Raw genomic sequence first — 15,266 nt, forward strand, 5'->3', positions numbered from 1 at the left:
TCATTCCGGCGGCCGGAATTCTGGGCCGGCACCAAGCGGAGACCGGTGCCGCGTGTCCGACCTCGTCGGTCATCCCGGGAAATGACGGTGGCACACGACAGGATGGGACCCTTCCGCCGGTTGCGATCCTGCAGTCCGGCCCGGTCTCACCGAGAGGACATCCCGCCATGATGGGCGCCCACCATGCTGCCTGCGGCGCCGCCGCCTGGGTCGCAGCGACCACCCGGATCGAGGTGCATCCGGCACTGCTGATCCCCGGTCTTCCGGAGTCCGTGACCCTCGGCCTCGGAATGCTCGACGTCAGCCCGGTCGGCGTCGTCACCGGGGCCCTCGTCACGGCGGGCGCAGCCCTGCTGCCGGACGCCGACCACCACAACGCCACGATCGCGCATTCCCTGCCACCGCTGTCCAACCTGCTGTGCGCCGGGATCGGCACCATCTCCGGCGGCCACCGACGCGGCACGCATTCGCTGCTCGGCGTCGCCTGCTTCGTCGCCGTCGCCTTCATCGCCGGACTGTGGACCGTGGACACCGTCGATTTCGGGACGGTATACCCGGGTGCGGGGGTGCTGACCGTGTTGCTGGTCTCCTTTGCGGCGAAGGCGCTGAAGATCATCCCCGATGGCATGCGCCGCTCTCCGTGGGCTGTCGGGCTCACAGCAGGAGCCTTCGTCACAGCCTTCGCGCCGGAGGAGCAGTTCTGGTTCCCGCTCGCGGTGGGCATCGGCGTCGTCGTCCACATCCTCGGCGACATGCTGACCACCGGCGGGTGCAATCCCGTCTATCCCTTCCGCCTCCGGCGTCCGCGCAATCTTGCGAAGCTGCCGGTGGTCGCGCAGGTCTGGCGTCCCAACGGGAACATCGCGGTGCCCGTCCTCGGCAACGCCGGGTCCGTCCGTGAGTGGTGCCTCCTGGTGCCCGTCTCGCTCTACGCGATCGGCGGTATCGGCTGGGCCGTGTCACGGATCAACGACGGCGGCACTGTCGTCGCGCACGCCTCAGGTCTCGGCTGACCGTGCACGAAAACAGCCGGAAACACGGGAAGGCTAACCTCGGAGGAAGATACCGGACGCTGGAGGAGAGCTGATGCATCGCGACGGATTGTTCTTCGATCCCTTGAATGACGAGAAGACCGTGCACGAGGACGGCGCTCCGGAGGATGACGGGGAGGCGTCATCCGCTGCCGCCTCCGAGCCGAGGCGGCACCACCGGCCGGACGCCCAGGAACTCAAGGCCCAGCGACAACGCGAACTGGCCCGGGTCCAGGACGATCTGAAGAAGATGGCACAGTGTCCCCCCACGAGCGGGGTGCCACCCCGCCGTCGTCCCGTCACGGGAACGGCCCGCTAGCAGCCGTCAGGTCCGCACGCCGGACCATCGGCGGACTGCGTCAGTGACACCAGCGGATGCGCTTCCTGCCACGCCTGGTCGAGTGCCTGCCGGAACAGTTCGGCAGGCTGGGCTCCGGAAATGCCGTACTTACGGTCGATGACGAAGAATGGCACGCCCTGGACCCCGAGGGTCTGCGCCTCCTCGATGTCGCGACGCACATCGTCGGCGAAACGGTCGCCGGTCACGGTTTCACGGATTTCGTCCTCGCGGAGACCGATCCCGGTGCCCAGGGAGACGAGGGTGTCGACGTCAGAGGTATCCAGGCCCTGCTCGAAATGGGCCGACATGATCGCTTCCTTGGCGGCGTCACCCAGATCGTGCGACTTCGCGAGGTGCAGGAAGCGGTGGGCCGTGAAACTGTTGCCGACGACAATGCGGTCGAAGTCGAAATCGAGCCCCTCACCCGAGGCCTGCTCAGCGAGGTGTTGCCACATCTGACGGACCTGGTCGGGGTCGATCCCCTTGCGCTCCGCGAGGTACTGCTGCTCGGTACCCGCGTAGTGATCGGGAAGGCTCGGGTCCAGCTGGTAGCTCTTCCACGTCACCTCGACGCCATCACGGTGGGGGAAGTCCGCCAGGGCCTTCTCGAAACGGCGCTTACCCACGAAACACCACGGGCACTTCACATCTGACCAAATCTCTATCTGCATACTCTGTTCAACCGCGGGGTGCTCGGGCCCTATTCCCCGCGGAACGGGCCCGAGCAGTCTTCCCTAGCGGCGGTTGAGCAGGTTGCGCAGGATTCCGCCGACCTTGCCCGAAGGAACGGGGCTGCCGCTTCGGCCGCGACCGACGCCACCGACGCCACCCCTACCGGCTCCACCCGCGGGCCGTCCCGTCGTCGTTCCGGTGCCACTCCTGCCGAGGTAGCGTCCGGCAGCATTCTTGACCATGTTGCTGATACCCATTGGATCTCCTTCGATCGTCCGCCTCGTCACCTGAAACATCAGGTGGCTGATGAGTTTACGCGGAAAAGCCTGCGAGATACAGGAATCACGAGGCGGTCGGGGGTTCCACCGCCAGTCCGGACCGCTTGAGCAGCGCATAGGTCTTCGCGTTCTTCGGCCTGAAGAACACCTCGTCCGGCGTTCCCTTCTCGACGATGATGCCGTGGTCCATCACCACGATCACGTCCGCGATATCGCGTGCGAACTGCATCTCGTGGGTGACGATCACCATCGTGGTTCCCTGCGCGGCGATGGCCTTGATGACGGCGAGCACCTCCTCCACCAACTCCGGGTCCAGGGCCGATGTCGGCTCGTCGAACAGCATCACGCTCGGGTCCATGGCCAGCGCACGGGCGATGGCCACGCGCTGCTTCTGGCCGCCGGACAGCTTGGACGGGTAGTTGTCCTTGCGGTCCAGCAGCCCGACACGCTTGAGGTTCTGGAGGGCGAGCTCCTCCGCCGCCTCCCGCGGCATCTTCTTCACGTCCTGCAGCGGCGCCATGACATTGCCCAGCGCCGTCTTGTTGAGGAACAGGTTGAACTGCTGGAAGACCATGCCGAGATCGGTCCGCTTCTGTGCCGTGACAGACGCCTTCTCGTCCACGAGCTTCCCGTCGCGCTCCTCGTAGCCCACCAAGTGCCCGTTGACGAGGATCCGGCCACTGTCGATGGTCTCGAGCTTGTTCATGCAGCGCAGCAGCGTGCTCTTGCCCGACCCGCTGGATCCGAGGATCACCACGGTCTCTCCCTTGTGGACGTCGAGATCGACGCCCTTCAGCACCTCGATCCGGTTGATCTCGGTCCGCGCCCCCCGGAGCCTCCTGAGGATCCCCGGGGTCTTCGTCACCGTGAACGTCTTGTGGACGTCCCGGGCACTCACGATCACTTCGTCAGACATGGACCCTCGCCCTTCTCTCCAGCGCGCTCACGATGCGTGACAACGGAAGGCTGATCAGCAGGTACAGCAGAGCAGCTGCCGTGTAGACCTGGGTGGTCTCGAACGTCTGCGCGTTGATGACGTTCGCGGTCTTCAGGATCTCGGTCACAGCGATCACCGAGGTCAGCGCCGTGTCCTTCACCATGGCGATGAAGTAGTTGCCGATCGGTCCGAGCGAGACGATGAACGACTGCGGCAGCACCACCTTCCACAGGGCCTTGCCCGGCGTGTAGCCGAGGGACAGCGCGGCCTCCGTCTGCCCGGCTTCGACGGACAGGATGGCCGAGCGGAACACTTCGGACAGGTAGGCCGCGTAGTTCAGCCCGAGCCCGAGGATTCCCGCCGGCACCGGGTCGATGTTGACCCCGATCGCCGGCAGCACGAAGAAGATGTACACGAGCTGGACCAGGAGCGGCGTCCCCCGCATGACCTCTACGTAGACCAGGGCGATCCCCCGGAGGATCCTCGACTTCGAGATCCGCGCCAGGGCCAGGAGCAGTCCCAGGACAAGGGCCAGCACCATTGCTCCCAGCGCGAGCTGGATGACGATCGGCGCAGCGGCGAGCAGGCGCGGGAAGTAGCTGAGGGTGCTCTGGATGAATTCGATGACGACGTCCTTTCGACCTCGGTGGAACGGGAGGGTACGGTCAGTCGACGGCGTTGCTCTCGGTCAGTCCGTACTTCGTGAGGATCTCCATGTACTCGGGTGAGGCCTTCAGCTCGGCGAGGCCGGAATTCAATTCCTCGAGCAGCTGCGTGTTCTCCTTGGGGACTGCAGCTCCGATCAGGCCGGGGAAGAAGGGCTCGTAGGGGTCGACGATCTTGATGGCGTCATTCGGGTTCTGGACGAGGCTGTAGGCGACGACGGCCGCGTCGGTGAAGACGACGTCGACCTGCTTGTTCTCCACCGCGGTGAGGAGTGCCGCCTGCGAGTCGAAGTACTTGATCTCCTTCGGCTCGAGGGACTCGGCCAGTTCGATGAAGGTGGTGCCGGTCTGGACACCGATGACGCTGCCCTTGGCGTCGTCGCGGTTGGTCATGGTCGAGTCGCCGGGCACCACCATGCCCTCGCCCTGCTGGTACCAGGTGTCCGTGAAGTTCACTTCTTCCTTGCGCACGTCCGTGATGTACATGGCATCCACGACTGTGTCCGCCTTCCCGGCCTTGATAGCGGGGATCAGGGTGGCGAACTCGGACACGAAGACCTCCACCTCCCAGCCCTTCTTCTCGGCAATCCAGTTCATCATCTCGCCGTCGATGCCCTGCAGGTCACCGGCTTCGTCGGTGAAGGAGAAGGGCGCGTCGTTGGAGGTGGCGATGGTGATCGTCGTGATCTCGCCGTCGCCCCCTCCTCCAGCCTCACTGCCGCCGGAATCGCCGCCCCCGCACGCGGTGAGGGTCAGGGCGATTCCCAGTGCCCCGGCTGCGATCGAGGTTGCTGCTCGCCTGCTGTTCATGGTTGCTCCTTGGTCGGTGCTGCGTGGTTCCCGAATCGGGCGATCCGGTAGTCGGCGGTGCGCTGGTGGGCTTCCATGCCCTCGTATGCGGAGATCTCGGAGACCAGCGGAGCGAGGTTCATCGTGGCCGAACGGTCGATGCGCTGGAAGGTCAGCGGCTTCAGGAAACGTGAGACCGACAACCCGGCGGAGGAGCGCGCGCCACCCCCGGTGGGCAGGACGTGATTGGTGCCGGTGATGCCCTTGTCGGAGTAGGCAACCGTCGACCAGGGACCGAGGAAGAGCGAGCCGTAGTTGGTGAGGTTCGTCTGGTAGTAGGCGTCATCGGCCGTGATGACTTCCAGGTGCTCGGGGGCGAGCACGTCCATGAGCTCGACGGCGGTGGCGCGGTCATCCGCTACGTACACCGTCCCGTAGTCGCGCCACGCCGCTCCTGCGATGTCCCGCGTGGACAGGTCCTCCAGCTGGCGGTCAACCTCGGCGAGAACCGCGACGGCGAGTTCGCGGGAGGTGGTGACGAGAGCCGCGGGAGACTGCGGGCCGTGTTCCGCCTGGCCGAGCAGGTCTGCGGCGACGATGACGGGGTCCGCGGTGTCATCGGCGATGACGGCCACCTCGGACGGGCCGGCGAGCAGGTCCATCCCCACCCTCCCGAAGAGTTGCCGTTTGGCCTCGGTGACGAAGGCGTTGCCTGCACCGACCAGCATGTCCATGGGCTGTTCCCCGAGCAGCCCGAAGGCCATGGCGGCGAGCGCCTGGACACCACCGACGACGAACGCCCGGTCCACGCCGGACAAATAGGCGGAGTAGAACACCGCAGGGTTGCCGGCGGTCGCGGAGGTGGGCGGCGAACAGGCGACGACGGTGGGCACGCCCGCTGTCTTGGCGACGCCGACCGTCATGAAGGCGCTGGCAAGGATGGGGAAGCGACCGGCCGGGAGGTAGGCGCCGACGCGCTGGACGGGGATGTACCGGTGGCCCACCACCACTCCCGGCATCACCTCGGCCTCGAAGTCCTGGAGATGTTGGAGCTGGAGCCCGGCGAAGTTCCTGGTGCGTTCCGCCCCGGCCTCGAGTGCTGTGCGCAATGCGGGCTCGAGGGCGTCCCCGGTGCGCCGGAGGGAGTCCGCACTCATCTCGAGGTCGCCGCCTCCCCACCCGTCGAGGGTGCGTGAATACTCCAGGACGGCGTCGCGCCCGCCATTCTCGATGACCGACAGCATCTCCGATACGGTCTCCACGACCTTCGGCAACCGCTGCGCAGGCACCCCGCCGATCGCCGCACTCTTCAGGCACTCGTAGGATCCGCTGATGAACGAGGCGTGATGGGCATTCAGTTCCATGCGGGAAGCGTAGGTCCGGCAGGAGCATAGGGGAACCCACCTTTTACCAGTAGAAGATATAGGTTTTCCCTATGACGTTGAACCAGCTGCGTGCGTTCCTCGCTGTACATGCCCTCGGGTCGCTGAGCGCGGCGGCGAAGGAGCTGGGCATCAGCCAGGCATCCGCGTCCGAACTGATCTCCCGGCTCGAACAGGAGCTGGGCTCCTCCCTCTTCACGCGCACCTCGAAGGGGCTCTCCCCTGCGCCTGCGGCCGAAGAGCTCCACCCGCACGCACTCGACTGCGTGAATTCGGCCCGCCGCGGCGTGGAGGCCGTGCAGGCGCTGCACACACTGACCGGCGGTGTCTCGACCTTCGGCGTTCTCAGGTACGCCGCGAACTACGACCTCGCGGACCTCGTCGTGCAGTTCCACCGCAAGTACCCGGATGTCCGGGTACGCATGATCGGCCTCAACTCGCATGTCGTCGCCGCATCCGTCGCCAGCGGGGAGATCGAATGCGGGCTCGTCGTCCTTCCCGTCGACGCCCAGGACCTCGAGGTCCGGCAGCTGGCGAGGGACGAGGTCCGCTTCATCTCCTCGACCCGCGATCCCGACGCCGGACCCGTCACCATCGAGGAGCTGGCCGAAGCGAAACTCGTCCTCTACGACGCCAACGCCGGCTGGATGGACCCCACCCGGCGGCAGCTCCAGGCGCGCGCGAGCCTTGCGGGGCTGTCCATCGAGGGCCAGATGGAGGTGGAGCACGCCGAGACGGCCTACGACCTCGTGGCTGCCGGTGCCGGTGAGTCCTTCATGGCACGGGGCATCCTGGCGTCACTCCGATCCGAGGACCAGGTCCGGAGCTTCCCCTTCGCCGAACCGCTGTACGACACGATCGCACTCGTCCAACGGAAACACGGGTACCTCTCTCCCGCAACCAGGCGGTTCTCCGCCCTGGCCCAGCACGCCGTCGCCGCGCAGGAGGGGCTGACGAGCTTGGTATGAGGGCGTTCCACCGCCATGCAACCCCTCTGTGCCCGTGTCAGAGCCCTGGGCCGCGGCGTACCGTTTAAGGATGAGCTCGCCTACACAGTCCCAAGTCACCTTCGACGGTCGCTTCGCGCGGGACCTGCCCGAGATGGCGGTCGCCTGGCAGGCCGACGAAGCCCCTGAACCCCGGATCCTCGCCCTGAACGAAGGTCTCGCGGCCGAGCTCGGCTTCGACGTCGAGTTCCTCCGCTCCCCCGACGGCCTCGGTTTCCTGACGGGGGCATCGGTGCCCGTCGGAGTGGTGCCGGTGGCCCAGGCGTACTCCGGACATCAGTTCGGGAGCTTCAACCCGCGCCTCGGCGACGGCCGCGCCCTGCTGCTGGGCGAGATCACCGACGCCGAAGGGAACCTGCGGGACGTCCATCTCAAGGGTTCGGGCCGCACGCCCTTCGCCCGCGGCGGTGACGGGCTCGCCGCCGTCGGCCCCATGCTGCGCGAGTACATCATCAGCGAAGCCATGCACGCACTCGGGATTCCCACCACGCGTTCCCTCGCCGTCGTCGCCACCGGACGTGCGGTGCGCCGCGAAACGATGCTGCCCGGTGCCCTCCTCACGCGCGTCGCCAGTAGTCACCTGCGTGTCGGCAGCTTCCAGTACGCCGCGGCGACGGGTGACCAGGACCTCCTCCGGCGCCTCGCCGACCACGCCATCGACCGCCACTACCCCTCCGCGGCCCAGGCCGAGAATCCGCATCTGGCGCTCTTCGAGTCCGTCGTCACGGCACAGGCCTCGCTCGTGGCGCAGTGGATGCTCGCGGGCTTCATCCACGGCGTGATGAACACGGACAACATGACCATCTCGGGTGAGACCATCGACTACGGGCCCTGCGCGTTCATGGACGTCTTCGACTACGCCACCGTCTACAGCTCCATCGACCACTCCGGCCGCTACGCCTACGCCAACCAGCCGCTCATCGCGGAATGGAATCTTGCGCGCCTCGCGGAGGCACTGCTGCCGCTGATCGGCGAGGACCAGGAGCAGGCGGTGAAGACCGCCGTCGCGACCCTTGAGCAGTTCCGCCCCCAGTACAGCGCGGCATGGCTCTCCGGGATGAAGGCGAAGCTGGGACTGCCCGACGACGTCGCGGACGAGGACGCATCACCGCTCGCCGATCAGGTCCTCACCCTCCTGCAGGACAACCACGTCGACTACACGTCCTTCTTCCGGGGCCTCAGCTCGGTGGTGCGCGGTGACGCCCGGCCCCCGCGCGACAAGGTGCTCGACGTCGCCGCCTTCGACGCCTGGGCCGAGCGATGGCTGGCCCTCGGGCCGGACGCCGACGCAATGGACCGCGTGAATTCGGTCTACATCCCGAGGAACCACCTTGTCGAAGAGGCTCTCGGGGCCGCGACCGCGGGAGACCTGGAACCACTGGACCAGCTCGTCGATGCCGTCCGACGGCCCTTCGAGGAGCGCCCCGGCCTGGAGCGCTTTGCCTCCGGAGCCCCGGACAACTTCGGTGAATACACGACCTACTGCGGCACCTGAGAACCGGCAGGAAGCTGTCACACTGCTGGATTGTCGTGCCGTGATCAAGCCAAGACCGGTGTGGCAGAACGCCGCAGTGGCATCAGGCAGCGGCGACTTCTTCCAACCTGACGACGAGATCCGCTCGGTCCCGGGTGCTGCGGATCAAGTGCGCATTCGGCTCGTCGACCTTCGTCACCCACTCGGCGGCAGCGGCTGGGCTCTTCCCGAACCGTACGTGGCGGTCGATCAGGCGTTGGATCCTGACGTCGTCGTCCTGCTCGCAGTACCAGATCTCGGTGCACTGCTCCCGCACTTCATGCCAGCCAGGCGTATCGAGGAGGAGGTAGTTGCCTTCGGTGAGGATGGTGGTGGCTGCGGGAAAGACCGGGATCGCACCGGCGATCGGTTGTTCGAGCGTCCGTTCGAATCCCGGCGCGTAGACCACGTCGTCGTGCCGTTCTCTCAGCCGTTTGAGGAGCGCTGCATACCCGTACGCATCGAAGGTGTCGGGTGCCCCCTTTCGGTCGAGCCTACCCAGGCGGGTGAGTTCGACGTCGGCGAGGTGGTATCCGTCCATCGGCACATGCGCATGGCGCTGGAGCTCCGGTGACTCCTGCCCGGCGTTGAGCCGCATCATGAGTTGTTCGACGAGCGTCGTCTTGCCTGCCCCGGGAGCACCGACGACCCCGATGATCACGGAGTCGGCCTGTGTCTTGAGTTGCGCGATCCGCTGAAGGAGTTCCTCCAGGGTCACCGCGTGGCCTGGTTCGCGTGCAGGTGGTTCTCCATGAAGGTACGTGCGTGGACCGCGAGGTCCTCGCTGTCGGTCCACAGGTTCCGCCAGACGGCGAGGTCGTTGGACAGGCCACGGGCGACGACGGCGGACGAGAAGCTCTCGAAGGTGATGGGACCGGAGTAGTTGATGCCGGCGAGGGCGTGGAAGAACGACGTGAAGTCGAGGTGTCCCGAGCCGAGGTAGCCACGGTGGTTCTCACCGATGTGCACGTAGCCCAACCGCTCCCCCACCTCGTACACCGGGGTCACGAGATCGTTTTCCTCGATGTTCATGTGGTACGTGTCGAGGTGGATCAGCACGTTGTCCTCGCCGATGTCATCGGCCAGGCGCAGCGCGTCGTGCGCGGTGTTGATGACGTTCGTCTCGTATCTGTTGCAGATCTCCAGTCCGAGGGTCATCGAGCGTGACTTCGCCTCGGCGGCGAGTTCTTTGAGGACACCCACCACGTTGTCCCTGCCTGCGGCCGTCATGGGGGCGCCGTACTTGCCGAGGGCGCTGAACAGGGCCCCGGTGAAATGGGTACCACCGAGTTCGTGCGTGATCTGCAGCGAGTCCTGGAGCAGCTTCGCGCCGCGGTCGACCGTCGCCGCATCATCGCTGGAGACATCGGCGTCGAAGGCCAGCCCGCGGGAGCAGACCACTCCGAGATTGTTCTCCACGAGGAGTTTCCTGGCGTGCTCGACGTCGAGGTTCAGCGAGTCGTGGAGGGAGAACTCGACCAGGTCATAGCCTGCGGCGGCTGTACGGGTGATGACGGTCTCGACGGAGTCGCGGGAGGTGTCGCCTGCCCACACGAGAGCGTGGACACCGAGCTTGTTCTGGATGGTCATGGGAATTCGTTCCTTCGTCTCTACTGCTCGCGGGAGCCGGTGATGAGGGCGACGATCTCGTCGCCGGTGGTTTCGCTGGTGCGCCTGCCTGCGACGCATCGGCCGGCGCGCATGACCCAGACCTGATCGCTGAGTCGCATGACCTGGCTGAAATTGTGGCTGATGAGGAGCACCGGGTGTCCGTCGTCGCGCAATCTGAGGATCAGTTGCTCGACTTTCGCCGTTTCCTGGACACCGAGCGCGGCAGTGGGTTCGTCCATGATGACGAGCCGGGAACTGAAGCCCGCAGCCCGGCAGATGGACACGGCTTGCCGCTGCCCGCCGGACAGTCGGCGGACCTTGGACTTCACGGCCGGCACGTTCACGGCGAGGGTGGACACCATGCGTTCGGCCTCCTGGCGCATCGCCTTCCGATCAAGGAAGCGAATCGGTCCAAGGCCGCGGGTGAGTTCGCGGTTCAGGAAGAGGTTCTGCCAAACGGTGAGGTCATCGACCAGCGCCAGGTTCTGATGCACGGTCTCGATGCCCTTTTCCCGGGCGTCCTCCGGGTTGCGGAAGTGTGTCTCCTCGCCGTCGAACCGGATGGAGCCTGACTGCGCACGGTGGATACCTGAGATGCAGCGGACCAGTGTCGACTTCCCGGCGCCGTTGTCTCCGACGATCGCGGTGATCTCACCGGGGGCGAGCGTGAGACTCACGTTCTGGAGGGCCTTGACGTTGCCGAAGGACAGGGAAACATCCTGCACGTCGACGATCGGTTGGGTCGTGGTGGTGGTCATTTCTGGAACCTCGAAAGTAGGGCGGCGAGGATGACGACGACGCCGACGGCCAGGGGCTGGTAGAACTGCGACACGTTCATCAAGGTGAGTCCGTTGGTGAGCACCGTCAGAAGCAGTGCACCCACGATGGGTCCGAAGATGTTCCCCTTTCCACCGGCGAGGCTGATACCTCCCAGGACGACGGCGGCGACCGAGTTGAGCAGGAACGTCGTGTTCGCTGCCGGTTCGGAGGCGCCTACCCGTGCGATGAGCATGATGGCAGCGATACCGGCGAGGACACCGGAGATCGTGTAGACCGCGATCTTGATGCGGGCCGTGTTGATGCCGGTAGCCTGGGCTGCTTCCTTCGACCCGCCGGTCGCGAACAGGTGCGTTCCGAAGCGAGTCCTGAAGAGCAGCACGTGAGCCAGAACGGCGATCACCGCAGCGACGATGAAAGGAAAGCCGAAGATCAGCAGGCCATGCGTGGAGAAATTGATCAGGTCCACACTGAAGACCGAGATCGGCTTTCCGTCCGAAAGCACCAGGGCGAGGCCGGATGCCACGGAGAGTGATCCGAGGGTCACGATGAAGTCGGTGATCTTGCCCTTGGCCACGAGAATGCCGTTCAGGAAGCCGATCAGCGCGCTTGCCACGACGGCGGAAATCATGCTGATCAGCAGGCCTGCGCCCTGGGAGAAGGCGATACCGAAGGCGATCACCCCGAGGGTCATGGTCGATGCGACGGACAGGTCGATGCCGTCACTGAGGATCACGAAGGCCTGACCCACTGTGAGGACCATCAGGATCGACGACGCGACGAGGATCGATTGGACGTTCCCGAGAGTCAGGAAGACCGGATTCAGGGCGGTGAACACGATGACGAGCAACACCAGGCCGATGATGGCGGCGTGGTCGGCCCAGAATCCGATGCGCCGCAGGTTCGAATACCAGCGGTCGCCGTGCGGCGCACTCGGAGACGGGGGCTGTCGGGTACTGGTTGCCGGCGGTGTCTTCCCTACCGGAGGCGTGGATGTATGCGGAACGGAGGACATGGCGCCTGGCTTCCTTGGTCGGTCCTGAATGCTACTGAGCGAATGGATTGTCGAAGTCTTCGAAGGGTGCGGGTGCGGCGGCAAGGGCGTCGGAGACGTTGTCCTTGGTGACCAGGGCCACCGGTGCCTCGACGTTCTCGGGGAGCTCGTCGCCGGCAGCCGCTGCTGCGCAAGCCTGGGCCCCCATCTCGCCGATGGCGTAGGGGTACTGGGCCACGGTCGCCGTCAGCTCGCCGGATTCCACGCCCGACAGGCCCTCGGGGACGCCGTCGACGCTGATGATGGACACTGTTCCGGTGAGGCCGGCATCCGCGACGGCGCGGGCGACACCCAGGCCCATGATGTCGTTGGCCACGAAGAAGCCCGCGATATCCGGGTTTGCGCGCAGCAGGTCCCCGGCCTTGGTCAGGGCGACCTGGCGATCCCAGTCCGCCGAGACGGTCTCCAGGACCTGGCCCTTTCCACCGAGTCCCTCCGTGAACCCCGTGACCCTGTCGCCGCTGGTGACGTCACCGGCGATGCCGCCGATCACGGCGACCTTCGCGCCGTCGTCGACGAGGCTCGCCATGTGCTCGCCGGCCAGATTGCCCGCGGAGACATTGTCCGTGCCGATGTAAGTGTCGGGCGTCGCGTTCGCGGACGCTGCAGCGTCCGGATCGACCGGGCTGTCGATGTTCACGACGGTCTTGCCGCTGGCCTTGAGTTGCGCCACGCCCTGCAGCAGGTTGTTGCCGCTGATGGGGTTGATGATGAAGCAACTGAAGTCCTGGCCGGCCAGCGAGGAGAGCCGGTCCGCTTGGCCGCTCGTGTCGGTGATGTCCTGGGCGGCCTGGACCGTGATGGAGTCATCAGCTGCCTTGATGCCCTCTTCCATGGACTGGAAGAACGGGTTGTCGAGGCCCTTGATGACGGCGGCGGTCTTTGCTTCTCCGCCCCCGGACGCAGCGGGCGTGGTGGCGGTGGTGCTGCACCCCGCGAGGGAGACAACTCCCACAGTGGTGGCGGCGATAACGATCAAGGTGTTCCGTAGCTGTGGCATCGTTGCCCCTTCTGACTTTGAAAACCATATGTACGTCGAAGTAACGTTGGGTGTTAGCATAACTACAGGTTGTGACGTACGCAACTACCAGCTCTGATCGGGTTAATATGACAAGCAGGGTCCGCAACGAAGGGGTGAGAGTGGGCGACAGTCCGTACACACCACCGCCCACAGGTGGTGCAACAGGTGGCACCGTGGAAATCCTGCAACTCTTTCGATCAGGACTCGTGCTCACAAAAACAGAGGTTGCTGCGCGGACAGGTCTGTCCCGCTCGACCATCAACCAGCGCATCGACTCACTCCTCGATACGCGTCTCGTAACCCCCTCCGGAGCGGAGTCCACGAAGGGCCGCCCAGCGGAGTCTTTTGCCTTCAACCGCACGGGTGGGCATTTGCTGGTCGCTGATATCGGCGCAACCGGAATGCGCGTAGGGCTGTGCGATCTTTCCGGAACCATCCTGGCTGAAGTGGAACTCACCATCCCGGTCACCGAGGGCCCCGACATCGTCCTTGGTCTCGTAGGGGATGAGTTCGTGCGCCTGCTCGAGGGCGCCGCCGCCCTGCCCGACTCCGTGGTGGGCATCGGCATCAGCGTGCCCGGTCCGGTGGACACGGCGTCCGGGCAGGTGGTGCACCCGCCGATCATGACGGGCTGGGACCAGTACGACATTCCCGGCTGGTTCAGCCGCGGTTACGACTGCCCCGTCATCGTCGACAAGGACGCAAACGCGATGGCATTCGGGGAACAGCAGGTATCGCACCCCGAGGTCAGGCACCTCCTCATGGTGAAGGTGGGCACCGGCGTCGGATCCGGCTTGATCTCAGATGGCCGGCTACATCGGGGAGCGGACGGGGCCGCGGGGGATATTGGCCACAACTACGTCTCGAAGCCCGCATACGTGCGGGACGAACCGGAGTGCCGATGCGGCAACATCGGATGCCTGGAAGCTTATGCGGGTGGTTGGGCGATCCTCCGCGACCTCCAGGCCCTCGGCGTCGATGCAGATTCGGTGGACGATGCCGTCAGGTTGCTGCGCAGTGGCAATCGGGATGCCGTTCGGCTGGCGCGCAACGCGAGCCAGCTCCTCGGCGAGGCCATCGCGGTCACTGTGAATCTCTTCAATCCGCAAGTTGTCGTCATCGGCGGGCAGCTGGCCGCGGCGGACGACTACCTGTTCGCCGGCATCAAGAGCGCCGTGTACCGCCGGTCCCTGCCACTCGCCACGCGCAGGATCCAGATCGTGGGCGCCACGCAGGGAAAGCAGGCCGGCATCATCGGCCTCGCGCTGCTCGTCGCTCAATCCGTCTTTTCTCACCTCCCGTTGCCCATGCTGCGGCCCACAACCGCCGATAGGGTCGCTAGCTAGGAGAATTGCGCATAGGACACCCCTGCCGCACACCGGCTGGGCCCGAGGCAGCAGTCCTGGTGATTCCTCAGAACGGTTGGGTCCTCCCCTGCTCAGAACACCCGGTAACACCGTCGTCGAGCGGGTGGTTAGGGTGGATGGATGGCCACAGTTATCCTCGTGCGGCACGGCCGCACCACAGCGAATGCCACCGGACTGCTGGCCGGTCGATCCGTCGGCGTCAGCCTGGACGAGATCGGGCGCGACCAGGCGGCCCTGACCGGGGACCGGATCGCGGCCGTTCCCGTCGTCGGAGTGGTGTCGAGCCCCCTCGAGCGCTGTCAGCAAACCGCCCGGTTCATCCTCGATCGCCAGACCGGCACCCCGCACGCGCCTCTCGATCCCGACCTCACCGAGTGCGATTACGGCCAGTGGCAGGGCCGCACGCTCACCGAGCTCGCGACCGAGGATCTGTGGTCGGTCGTGCAGTCGCAACCGTCCGCCGTGACCTTTCCCGGTGGCGAATCCATGGCCGCGATGCAGGCCAGGTCGGTGGCAGCAATTCGACGCCACGACGCTGCCTTCGAGGCGGAGCACGGACCAGGGGCCGTGTGGGTGGCAGTGAGCCACGGGGACATCATCAAGTCGATCCTCGCCGACGCGCTCGGCATGCACCTCGACCTGTTCCAGCGAATCAACGTGGGCCCCGCCTCCGTATCGATCGTGCGGTACGGCACCAGTCGGCCGAGCGTCTTCGCAACCAACACCGACGCCGGAGATCTGTCGTGGTTGTCGAACAGCGGCCAGTCCGACGATGCGCCGGTAGGCGGTGGCGCAGGGCACACGGCGCCACGAACCTCATGA

At 65.8% G+C, this 15,266-nt stretch carries 17 protein-coding genes; 6 read left to right on the forward strand and 11 right to left on the reverse strand.

Annotation, left to right across the window (positions count from 1 at the left end; all coding sequences use genetic code 11):
• Positions 1-167: 167 nt before the first annotated feature.
• Both RCH21_RS07555 and RCH21_RS07560 read left to right on the forward strand, forming a co-directional pair.
• The gene (locus RCH21_RS07555; protein WP_326963859.1) at positions 168-1,013 is read left to right on the forward strand and encodes a metal-dependent hydrolase; all 846 of its coding nucleotides are present in this window, start codon (positions 168-170) and stop codon (positions 1,011-1,013) included.
• Between the two features lie 73 nt (positions 1,014-1,086).
• A complete protein-coding gene (locus RCH21_RS07560) occupies positions 1,087-1,350 on the forward strand; it encodes a hypothetical protein (protein ID WP_326963860.1) in 264 nt (87 codons plus the stop codon).
• Here RCH21_RS07560 and RCH21_RS07565 read toward each other — a convergent pair.
• The 6 genes from RCH21_RS07565 to hisD form a co-directional block, all read right to left on the reverse strand.
• A complete protein-coding gene (locus tag RCH21_RS07565; RefSeq protein ID WP_326963861.1) occupies positions 1,347-2,042 on the reverse strand; it encodes a DsbA family oxidoreductase in 696 nt (231 codons plus the stop codon). The genes RCH21_RS07560 and RCH21_RS07565 overlap by 4 nt on opposite strands.
• A gap of 63 nt (positions 2,043-2,105) precedes the next feature.
• On the reverse strand, positions 2,106-2,300 hold the full coding sequence (locus tag RCH21_RS07570) for a hypothetical protein (protein ID WP_326963862.1): 195 nt from the start codon (positions 2,298-2,300) through the stop codon (positions 2,106-2,108).
• 85 nt (positions 2,301-2,385) lie between these two features.
• The gene (locus RCH21_RS07575) at positions 2,386-3,237 is read right to left on the reverse strand and encodes an amino acid ABC transporter ATP-binding protein (protein WP_326963863.1); all 852 of its coding nucleotides are present in this window, start codon (positions 3,235-3,237) and stop codon (positions 2,386-2,388) included.
• Positions 3,230-3,883, reverse strand: a complete 654-nt coding sequence (locus tag RCH21_RS07580; protein ID WP_326964146.1) for an amino acid ABC transporter permease — start codon at positions 3,881-3,883, stop codon at positions 3,230-3,232. Before RCH21_RS07580 ends, RCH21_RS07575 begins: the two co-directional genes overlap by 8 nt.
• A gap of 40 nt (positions 3,884-3,923) precedes the next feature.
• On the reverse strand, positions 3,924-4,733 hold the full coding sequence (locus tag RCH21_RS07585; RefSeq protein ID WP_326963864.1) for an ABC transporter substrate-binding protein: 810 nt from the start codon (positions 4,731-4,733) through the stop codon (positions 3,924-3,926).
• Entirely contained in the window at positions 4,730-6,076 is a 1,347-nt protein-coding gene (hisD, locus tag RCH21_RS07590; protein ID WP_326963865.1) for a histidinol dehydrogenase, read from the reverse strand. Before hisD ends, RCH21_RS07585 begins: the two co-directional genes overlap by 4 nt.
• A 71-nt stretch (positions 6,077-6,147) precedes the next feature.
• Between hisD and RCH21_RS07595 the strand changes: the two genes are divergently transcribed.
• On the forward strand, positions 6,148-7,062 hold the full coding sequence (locus RCH21_RS07595; RefSeq protein ID WP_326963866.1) for a LysR family transcriptional regulator: 915 nt from the start codon (positions 6,148-6,150) through the stop codon (positions 7,060-7,062).
• Positions 7,063-7,132: 70 nt separating this feature from the next.
• Positions 7,133-8,596, forward strand: coding sequence for a protein adenylyltransferase SelO (locus RCH21_RS07600; RefSeq protein WP_326963867.1), 1,464 nt, complete (start codon positions 7,133-7,135; stop codon positions 8,594-8,596).
• 82 nt (positions 8,597-8,678) lie between these two features.
• Here RCH21_RS07600 and RCH21_RS07605 read toward each other — a convergent pair whose 3' ends face one another.
• From RCH21_RS07605 to RCH21_RS07625, 5 genes are read right to left on the reverse strand one after another with little or no spacing between them, the layout of a single operon-like run.
• On the reverse strand, positions 8,679-9,332 hold the full coding sequence (locus RCH21_RS07605) for a nucleoside/nucleotide kinase family protein (protein ID WP_326963868.1): 654 nt from the start codon (positions 9,330-9,332) through the stop codon (positions 8,679-8,681).
• Positions 9,329-10,204, reverse strand: coding sequence for a sugar phosphate isomerase/epimerase family protein (locus RCH21_RS07610; RefSeq protein WP_326963869.1), 876 nt, complete (start codon positions 10,202-10,204; stop codon positions 9,329-9,331). The genes RCH21_RS07605 and RCH21_RS07610 overlap by 4 nt, the downstream gene beginning before the upstream one ends.
• Before the next feature lie 20 nt (positions 10,205-10,224).
• Positions 10,225-10,983 carry an ATP-binding cassette domain-containing protein gene (locus tag RCH21_RS07615; protein ID WP_120148682.1) on the reverse strand — a complete coding sequence of 253 codons (759 nt, stop codon included), beginning with the start codon at positions 10,981-10,983 and terminating at the stop codon, positions 10,225-10,227.
• Positions 10,980-12,017 carry an ABC transporter permease gene (locus RCH21_RS07620; RefSeq protein ID WP_326963870.1) on the reverse strand — a complete coding sequence of 346 codons (1,038 nt, stop codon included), beginning with the start codon at positions 12,015-12,017 and terminating at the stop codon, positions 10,980-10,982. Before RCH21_RS07620 ends, RCH21_RS07615 begins: the two co-directional genes overlap by 4 nt.
• A gap of 31 nt (positions 12,018-12,048) precedes the next feature.
• Positions 12,049-13,056, reverse strand: coding sequence for a substrate-binding domain-containing protein (locus tag RCH21_RS07625; RefSeq protein WP_120148684.1), 1,008 nt, complete (start codon positions 13,054-13,056; stop codon positions 12,049-12,051).
• Positions 13,057-13,283: 227 nt separating this feature from the next.
• On the opposite strand from RCH21_RS07625, the gene RCH21_RS07630 reads away from it, so the two are divergent.
• Positions 13,284-14,423: an ROK family transcriptional regulator gene (locus RCH21_RS07630; protein ID WP_326963871.1), complete on the forward strand. Its 1,140-nt coding sequence runs from the start codon at positions 13,284-13,286 to the stop codon at positions 14,421-14,423.
• Between the two features lie 141 nt (positions 14,424-14,564).
• The gene (locus RCH21_RS07635) at positions 14,565-15,266 is read left to right on the forward strand and encodes a histidine phosphatase family protein (RefSeq protein ID WP_120148686.1); all 702 of its coding nucleotides are present in this window, start codon (positions 14,565-14,567) and stop codon (positions 15,264-15,266) included.

The organism is Arthrobacter sp. PL16, assembly GCF_035985055.1.
Lineage (GTDB): Bacteria > Actinomycetota > Actinomycetes > Actinomycetales > Micrococcaceae > Arthrobacter_D > Arthrobacter_D cheniae.